Raw genomic sequence first — 7,570 nt, 5'->3', positions numbered from 1 at the left:
CCGCCTGACGAGTCTCAACGAGGCATGAGACGAAACGCGAATTAGTGTTAAGAGAAACAATTTCTATTTCTTAATAGCAACCCTCTAAAAAAGGGCTTTTTGGCTAATAGAAATCAAAGCATCTTGTTTTCTAACACTAATTCCCGTCGCGGGTAAGCCTCCACAACTTACCAGCAGTGGCGCGGGTTTGATTGTAGCGTGACCTAGCTTAGAGCGGTTTTTTTTCAAAGTGCCTGACCTGCGCCTCTTTTGAATCAACTGGTTTATCAGTTATTTGACCTAGCTCTAAGCGGGTTTCTCTTAGGAAAGATCAGAGATTTATGCCTATTTGTGGTTTAGACGTAGGCAAGCGGGAAGTCACCGCTTGTGTGCTTTCATCCATCCCGGAAAACCTTAAGCGCTCGGCCAATCGAGCCAAAGTTGTCAAAATTGAAGCCAATCAGGAGGGAATAGACCAATTGCTATCAATGGCTGATGAATTTGCCATTGAACCCACTGGCGACTATGGCCGCATTTTTGTTAACTGCATTCGCAATGCGGGTAAGACCTGCCTGATCGTCCCTGCGATCCGTGTGCGCTATTACCGCAAGCATCACGACTGTTTCAACAAAAACGATCGCCTAGATGCTTTCTTTGTAGCGGCCTATGCTCTGGCGAAGCGCAGTGACCCTTATGCCTTTTACTGGCCTCATGCTGAAACTTTGAGAGAGAAGTTTCTAGAACACATGGGGCTAACCAAAATGTGTACGGCTAAAAACAACCGACTTTGGCAAATGCTGAGCTATCGGTGGCCAGAAGCCTGTGTTAGCAAAGGGGGGAAACGTCCGGTACAGACCCGCGATTTTCTTGACCCTTCACCCCCGGCGCTGTGGCGCTTCATTGCGGGTGAACCCGTCTTTAACTATCCCAGTCGTTCAGCCAGCTTAAATAGCACTATTGGCAGCGGCTTGGATGATTTGACCAAAGCGATCGCCTCCCAGGTCTGCGACCTTGAGCGAGAAATGTATGCGATCGAGCTGGTGGTTATTGATGCTCTGATGAAGGAGTCAGAATTTACCCCTTATCACGCCGTTTTTGACGAGTTTGGGTTTGGCCCTCTTGTGCGAGCGGCGATCTTAACTCGTGTTTACCCTATTCAGCGCTTTTTAGGAGAGGACAGCAAGCCAATCATTGAATATGTTTACTCTCCCAACAGCACCCGCTCAGACAAACTTACAAAGCGGCGTGTCTCAGAGGCTCACTTTAAGTTAGCCCTGGGTATGGGCACTTACCGGGAAGATTCAGGCCAAAAACGCAAGGAGAAGAAAACAGGCTGCGGCTATGCCCGACGAGCGCTGTTTCTACATGTGCGCACCAGAATCATGTTGACGATTGGGGCATCGGTCAACTCTCGTAAGGAATATCTACAAAAGCACGCCCGTTATTACGCAAATCTTGACAAAAAAATTCCTAGCACCAAACGGGTCATGATGGCTTGCTCTCTCATCTCTAGAGATTTGTTCAAGGCTCTATCTCAACTGTAAAGATAGTTTCATGCGGCCCTGGCCGCAAATAAAACTCTAAAAAGGAGCCAAGACTTTAAGGTGCATTTTTCGTTATAGGGGCTACAATCGAGAAATCTTGGCTCCTTTTTAGAGTTTTATAGTCTGCTAAAGCGCCTATAGGATGCGATTTGCGGGACGTTCTCTAAAGGGTTTGCTAAGCTGAGTTAGGCACAACAGTTCTCTGGAGAAGAGAATCTCTGACTTCGGAGAGATGCGAAAACTTTTGTCCTCTGAATCCGTTTCATTGGTTGGAAGGGACAGGGCAGTAAGCATCAACACCTTGACATTGAACTTTTGAACGACAAGGAGCATGAGGAACGCGGCATGACCCAAGCGAACAACGTACTCGGAACCATTAAGCCTGGGAACGAACTTGAACTCTTGCTTGATAATGATGGGGACGAGGGTTTTGATCCTCAAGCCGAATCAGAGCCGACTGCAAAAGCAAACAAAGCCAAAACAAGCCGCCGCCGCAGTCAGGCGAAAAAGAAGCACTACACAGAAGACTCTATTCGCCTGTATTTGCAAGAAATTGGACGCATCCGGCTACTGCGGGCTGAAGAAGAGATTGAGTTAGCTCGTAAGATTGCAGATTTGCTAGCCCTAGAGCGCATACGCGATGACTTAATGGATGCCCTAGAGCGCGAACCCAACGATTCAGAATGGGCACAGGCGGTTGAAATGCCTTTACCCGCTTTTCGACGCCGTCTCCATATTGGTCGTCGCGCTAAAGACAAAATGGTGCAGTCCAATTTGCGTCTAGTGGTTTCGATCGCCAAAAAATACATGAACCGGGGGCTTTCCTTCCAGGATTTGATTCAAGAAGGGAGCTTGGGTTTGATTCGAGCGGCTGAAAAATTCGACCACGAAAAAGGCTATAAGTTTTCTACCTACGCTACCTGGTGGATCCGTCAGGCCATTACCCGGGCGATCGCCGACCAGTCCCGTACGATTCGCCTCCCTGTTCACCTTTACGAAACCATTTCTCGCATCAAAAAAACCACCAAGCTGCTATCTCAAGAACTTGGTCGCAAGCCGACTGAAGAAGAAATCGCCACTCGCATGGAGATGACGATTGAGAAATTGCGCTTTATTGCCAAGTCGGCTCAGCTACCCATCTCTCTGGAAACGCCCATTGGTAAAGAAGAAGATTCACGTTTGGGTGACTTTATTGAGTCAGATGGTGAAACACCTGAAGATCAAGTTTCCAAGAGCTTGCTGCGCGAAGACCTTGAAAGCGTACTGGGTACATTAAGCCCGCGAGAACGCGATGTGCTAAGACTACGCTATGGTTTGGATGATGGGCGGATGAAAACGTTAGAAGAAATTGGCCAAATCTTCAACGTTACCCGCGAGCGTATTCGCCAAATTGAAGCCAAAGCACTACGGAAGCTGCGGCATCCTAACCGCAACAGCGTCCTCAAAGAATATATTCGTTAAGGTTCTGCGGTTCACATCTACATAGTTAAAGTTAGCGGGGCGTAATCTTTGGGTTACGCCCTGTTGACTTTTGGGTTATAGCTGTCGCCACCAGCATTAAAACGCATTGATTGCTAAGACTGCTGACAGAAAAGCGTTGCTTCTGTCCTCTGTCGTTTAGCTTGAGCGATACCGCTTTAAGGACAACCGGGAAAACTTCATATTTTGCAATAGACAATCGATTCTTTTGTTGGTACACTTGTTCTTATTGATACAGCTGCGTTTTACACGGTGAATGTATGGAAGCCTTAACTGAAGCTCAACAAGAACTCTATGAGTGGTTGGTAGACTATATTCGCCGCAACCAGCATTCGCCCTCGATTCGTCAAATGATGAAAGCCATGGGCTTGCGATCGCCTGCTCCCATTCAAAGCCGCCTCGACCATCTTAGGAGCAAAGGCTATATTGACTGGACTGAGGGCAAAGCGCGTACGATTAGAATTTTAGATGAAGCTAAGGGAGTGCCCATTTTAGGGGCGATCGCTGCTGGCTCAATGGTTGAAGCCTTTACCGATGCTGTAGAGCGGCTAGATTTAGCGATGCTACCGCTGAAACCCCAAGACTTTGCCCTTCGAGTGCGGGGAGACAGTATGATCGACGCTTTGATTGGCGATGGGGATGTGGTAATTATGCGCCCTGTCAACGATCCAGCCACCATCAAAAATGGCACGATCGTAGCCGCACGCGTAGAAACAACCACAACGCTGAAATATTTTCATCGTGAAGGGCACGAAGTATTGCTAAAACCAGCCAACTCTCGTTATGAGCCAATGCATTTTGCCGCTGATGCTGTCGATGTACAAGGCCGTTTAGTTGCTGTTTGGCGCGGCTATGATGCAACCCTGGCTGGCTAAAACCCCATCATCCCTGGTTGTTTGGGTCGGTTCTTCTATCTAAAGTTTTACGGGCAAATGTAGTTTGCCTTAGGTTGAAAGACCCAACACAGTAATACACTATGAACTGGCAGGCTTGGCTGTAGTTATACAGCCGAGTTTAGCCAGTTTGAGCTGCAATAGTTGATATTCAATGAAGTTTCGTTCCTTCATTTCGGCACTCATCGCTGCCGCCGCAGTGCTATTTGTTCTGGGTCTAGGCGGTTGGTTGGTTTTGATGGCTCAAACGCCATTAACTTTTTTGCCCGGTGTAGAAGCAACTCCAGCAGCGACGCTCTTCGTCGATAAGCGATCGCCCGTTGTGGTTTCGCTGATGGTAACGCCTACACGTCTGGCTGAGCTACGGCAAGTCTTTGCTGCCCCCAGCCGACGGCGGCAAGCAGCTCAAGATATTGAACGTCTTCAAGCGGATTTACTAGCCCAAACTCATCTAGATTACGAGCGCGATATTCAGCCTTGGCTTGGCGATGAAATTACGTTTGCGGTTACCAGTGCCGACTTAGATCGCAACGCTCAAAACGGTGCTCAGCCTGGTTATTTACTGGCGCTAGCTAGCCAAGACAGCGAACAAGCTCGCCAGTTTATACAATTGTTTTGGCAAAAGCGGGCGATCGCTGGCGAAAACCTGGTTTTTGAGCAGTACGCGGGTGTCAAGCTCATCTATGCCGCCGATGCCGAAACAGCCGCTGGCAATGCGCCGTTAGCCATCAACAACGCACCCTTAGCTACTGCGGTTGTCGGCGATCGCTTTGTGTTGCTAGCAAACTCTCCGCTAGTTTTGCGGCAAGCCATCAACGCCGCTCAGGCCAGCGATCTCAATCTTCAGCAAGCACCTGCCTACCGCCAAGCGCTGCGACAGCTACCGTCCCGGCGTCTAGGATTAATTTACTGCGATTTTCATCAGCTCTCAGGCTGGCTCGTTGGGTTGCCCGATCAGCCCGTTGTAGATCGATCTCAGCAAGTTATAGAAAATCTGCTGGTTAACTTACAGTTGACCTCCCAGGGGTTGCTAGCAGACACCCTGCTAACGGCGGCAGCTGGCGAAGCCTTTGAGCCAAGTCAGCCAAAATTATCAAAGCCCTCCGAGGCATTAGCGTATATGCCAGCCAATGCTCCTTTTGTAGCAGCGGGTAGTCACCTCAGCACTCTAGTCAAACAAATGAACAGTGGCTTTAGCGGTTATCCGGTTGTGCAGCAACTGGTTGGCCCGCTACTCAGCCAACTGCAAACTCAGTGGAACATTGACCTACCGACAGTATTGGCAAACTTTGGCGAAGGCAACTATGGACTAGCCTGGTTGCCTCACGACGAACCAGCGACCGCAGACTGGTTGTTTGCAATTGAAAACGACGAAACCACCCGCAACTATCTAGCCGCGCTGGACGAGCAGGCTCGTCAGCAAGGGTTAAGCGTCGGTACGCTAGAAGTTGACGAGCAGCCTGTTACCGCTTGGGCTCGTTTATCCGCAGACGCTCAAGAAACTTCAGCCGATGCTTTGGCGCTACGGGCTGATGTGGTGGGGTTAAAAGCAAACGTTGGCGATCAGGTCATTTTGGCCACTGCGGCTGAAGGCTTGCAACAGTCGTTGGCTGCTAACCACCGCTCTATTTTGCAGTCAACCGATTTTCACCAGGCGATCGCTGCTTTAGATACTCGTAACGATGGCTACCTTTACTTTGACTGGCCCCAGGTAGGCGAACGGATGCGGCAGCAAAGCCCACAACTGCGCTGGCTCTCGACATCCTTTCAACCTTTTCTCAAGTATCTAAAATCAGTGACAATCAGTAGCTATGGCAGCGACGCTAGTTTTCAGCGAGGTGGTATATTTATCCGACTGATGGAGTCTCGATAGACGAAGCTGGCAAGATGGCAGATATGGAATCGATCATTGCCAATTGGGCGGCTGGACAGTTGCCCCAACCCACTCAGCTACAGCAGCTCATTGATTATGAACTCAGCGATCGCCGTTCTGCCAAAGCTTGGGGCATTACCCCAGAAACCGCAGAGGCCAAATTAAAGCAGCGGGCACAGCTTCTGCAAGCACTGATCGGCGCTCAGGCGCAGTTTCCGCTTGCCTACCAGCAGTGGACTGATCTGATCCCGTTGCTGTGGTTTTTGTGGTTGCCGTTAGGGCTGTGGCTAGCAGAAGCGCGGCAGTCGCTAGCACGACCTTTGGTGCAAGGGATTTTGGGTGGTCAAGGTACCGGAAAAACGACCCTCACCCAAATTTTGAGTCTGATCCTCAAGCAGTTAGGCTATCGCACGGTTTGCCTCTCGATCGACGATCTTTACAAAACCTATGCCGAGCGCCAGCAGTTACGAGAGCAAGATCCTCGCTTGATCTGGCGAGGGCCACCCGGAACTCACAACATTGAATTAGGGCTAAAAACTCTAGAGCAATTGCAGCAAGCCCAACCAGCTCAGCCAGTCGATATTCCGCGCTTTGACAAATCTGCTCACGGGGGTGAAGGCGATCGCGTCGCTCCTGAACAGGTTTCCGATATTGACATTGTGCTATTTGAAGGTTGGTTTGTTGGCGTACGACCCATCGCCCCTGAGCAATTTTTGTCTCCCCCTGCCCCAATCACCTCTGCTGAGGATAAAGCTTTTGCAAAGGATATGAATCAAGCTCTCCAGGAATATTTACCCCTATGGGACAAGCTAGATCGGCTGATTGTACTTTATCCCGAAGATTATCGACTTTGCCAACAATGGCGGCGTCAGGCAGAGCAAGATATGAAAGCTACGGGAAGAGCAGGCATGTCCGATGAAAAAATCGATCAGTTTGTGGCATATTTTTGGTGTGCATTACATCCTGAGCTATTTATCAAACCGCTAGTTGACACGTCTGGAGTGGCAGATTTGGTGATTGAGATTCGTTCAGATCATACGCCAGCCGCGATTTACTCACCCTAGAAGCGGGTACTATTCTTTTGACAGGGGCAACTAACTTCATTGACAGGGTAATTGTCTGAATCTCTAGCATGAACATCATGAGCGCATCGGTGAAAGTTTTAGAGCCTTCCGGCATTTTAGATAGCACTAAAGCCGAAGAATTTCGTCAGCAGGTCGATATTGCTCTCGACGAAGGTAATGAGATTCTTCTGGTTAATTTGAAAGATATCTCATTCGTAGACAGCTCAGGGTTAGGTGCCCTCGTCGTCGCGATGAAGAAAACGAAGGCCCAAGAGCGCCGTATGTATGTCTGTTCGATCAATGAACAGGTACGGATGTTGTTTGAGCTAACCAGTATGGATCGCGTGTTTGAAGTCTTTAGCGATCGCCAAGAATTCGAGCAAAAGATTTTGAGAACCTCAGCGGCGGACTCAGCCAATTAAGGTCTGTCATTAGCTCAGCCCAAAAGCAAAATAGCCAGGTAGATGGCGCTAAAAAATAAAGGTCTATATTTACCCTGGCAACTCGCTCAAACATTGTTAGCAAATCTCATAGCCTTTTCCATGCCAGGTCAAGATCGCCCATTTTGACCTGCTAAAGGCTATGAGAGCAGAGTTTACTAACCCATCATTGCGCTGGGCTTCTATGGGCACCCCAGCAAACTATAGCTGCCGCCACCAGCGTTAGAGGATGTTTAAAAAGTCTCCTGGGCTAGATTTGGCTACCCTCACCACCCATAACCCTCCACAGTAAAACGGG

At 49.2% G+C, this 7,570-nt stretch carries 6 protein-coding genes; all 6 read left to right on the top strand.

Annotated elements, in window-relative coordinates; genetic code table 11:
* The first annotated feature begins 320 nt into the window (after positions 1-320).
* The 6 genes from ACTS3T_RS13820 to ACTS3T_RS13795 all read left to right on the top strand — a co-directional run bounded on the left by ACTS3T_RS13820 (position 321) and on the right by ACTS3T_RS13795 (position 7,254).
* Positions 321-1,523: an IS110 family transposase gene (locus tag ACTS3T_RS13820; protein ID WP_377960406.1), complete on the top strand. Its 1,203-nt coding sequence runs from the start codon at positions 321-323 to the stop codon at positions 1,521-1,523.
* A gap of 345 nt (positions 1,524-1,868) precedes the next feature.
* A complete protein-coding gene (rpoD, locus tag ACTS3T_RS13815; RefSeq protein WP_377960404.1) occupies positions 1,869-2,984 on the top strand; it encodes an RNA polymerase sigma factor RpoD in 1,116 nt (371 codons plus the stop codon).
* Between the two features lie 278 nt (positions 2,985-3,262).
* Positions 3,263-3,877: a transcriptional repressor LexA gene (gene lexA / locus ACTS3T_RS13810; protein ID WP_377960402.1), complete on the top strand. Its 615-nt coding sequence runs from the start codon at positions 3,263-3,265 to the stop codon at positions 3,875-3,877.
* 172 nt (positions 3,878-4,049) lie between these two features.
* Positions 4,050-5,768, top strand: coding sequence for a DUF3352 domain-containing protein (locus ACTS3T_RS13805; protein ID WP_377960400.1), 1,719 nt, complete (start codon positions 4,050-4,052; stop codon positions 5,766-5,768).
* Positions 5,769-5,791: 23 nt separating this feature from the next.
* Positions 5,792-6,832, top strand: coding sequence for a glycerate kinase (locus tag ACTS3T_RS13800; RefSeq protein WP_377960398.1), 1,041 nt, complete (start codon positions 5,792-5,794; stop codon positions 6,830-6,832).
* A gap of 77 nt (positions 6,833-6,909) precedes the next feature.
* A complete protein-coding gene (locus ACTS3T_RS13795) occupies positions 6,910-7,254 on the top strand; it encodes an STAS domain-containing protein (protein ID WP_377960590.1) in 345 nt (114 codons plus the stop codon).
* Positions 7,255-7,570: the final 316 nt, after the last annotated feature.

This window comes from Almyronema sp. (assembly GCF_052168255.1).
GTDB classification, from domain to species: Bacteria; Cyanobacteriota; Cyanobacteriia; order Phormidesmidales; family Phormidesmidaceae; genus Sphaerothrix; species Sphaerothrix epifaneia.
This window is presented reverse-complemented; position numbering and strand designations above follow the sequence as displayed.

Bases quoted from the DNA above. Each gene is read 5' to 3' on its own strand.
- ACTS3T_RS13795 (WP_377960590.1), top strand. From the start codon at position 6,910: ATGAGCGCATCGGTGAAAGTTTTAGAGCCTTCCGGCATTTTAGATAGC.
- ACTS3T_RS13800 (WP_377960398.1), top strand. From the start codon at position 5,792: ATGGAATCGATCATTGCCAATTGGGCGGCTGGACAGTTGCCCCAACCC.
- lexA (WP_377960402.1), top strand. From the start codon at position 3,263: ATGGAAGCCTTAACTGAAGCTCAACAAGAACTCTATGAGTGGTTGGTA.
- ACTS3T_RS13820 (WP_377960406.1), top strand. From the start codon at position 321: ATGCCTATTTGTGGTTTAGACGTAGGCAAGCGGGAAGTCACCGCTTGT.
- ACTS3T_RS13805 (WP_377960400.1), top strand. From the start codon at position 4,050: ATGAAGTTTCGTTCCTTCATTTCGGCACTCATCGCTGCCGCCGCAGTG.
- rpoD (WP_377960404.1), top strand. From the start codon at position 1,869: ATGACCCAAGCGAACAACGTACTCGGAACCATTAAGCCTGGGAACGAA.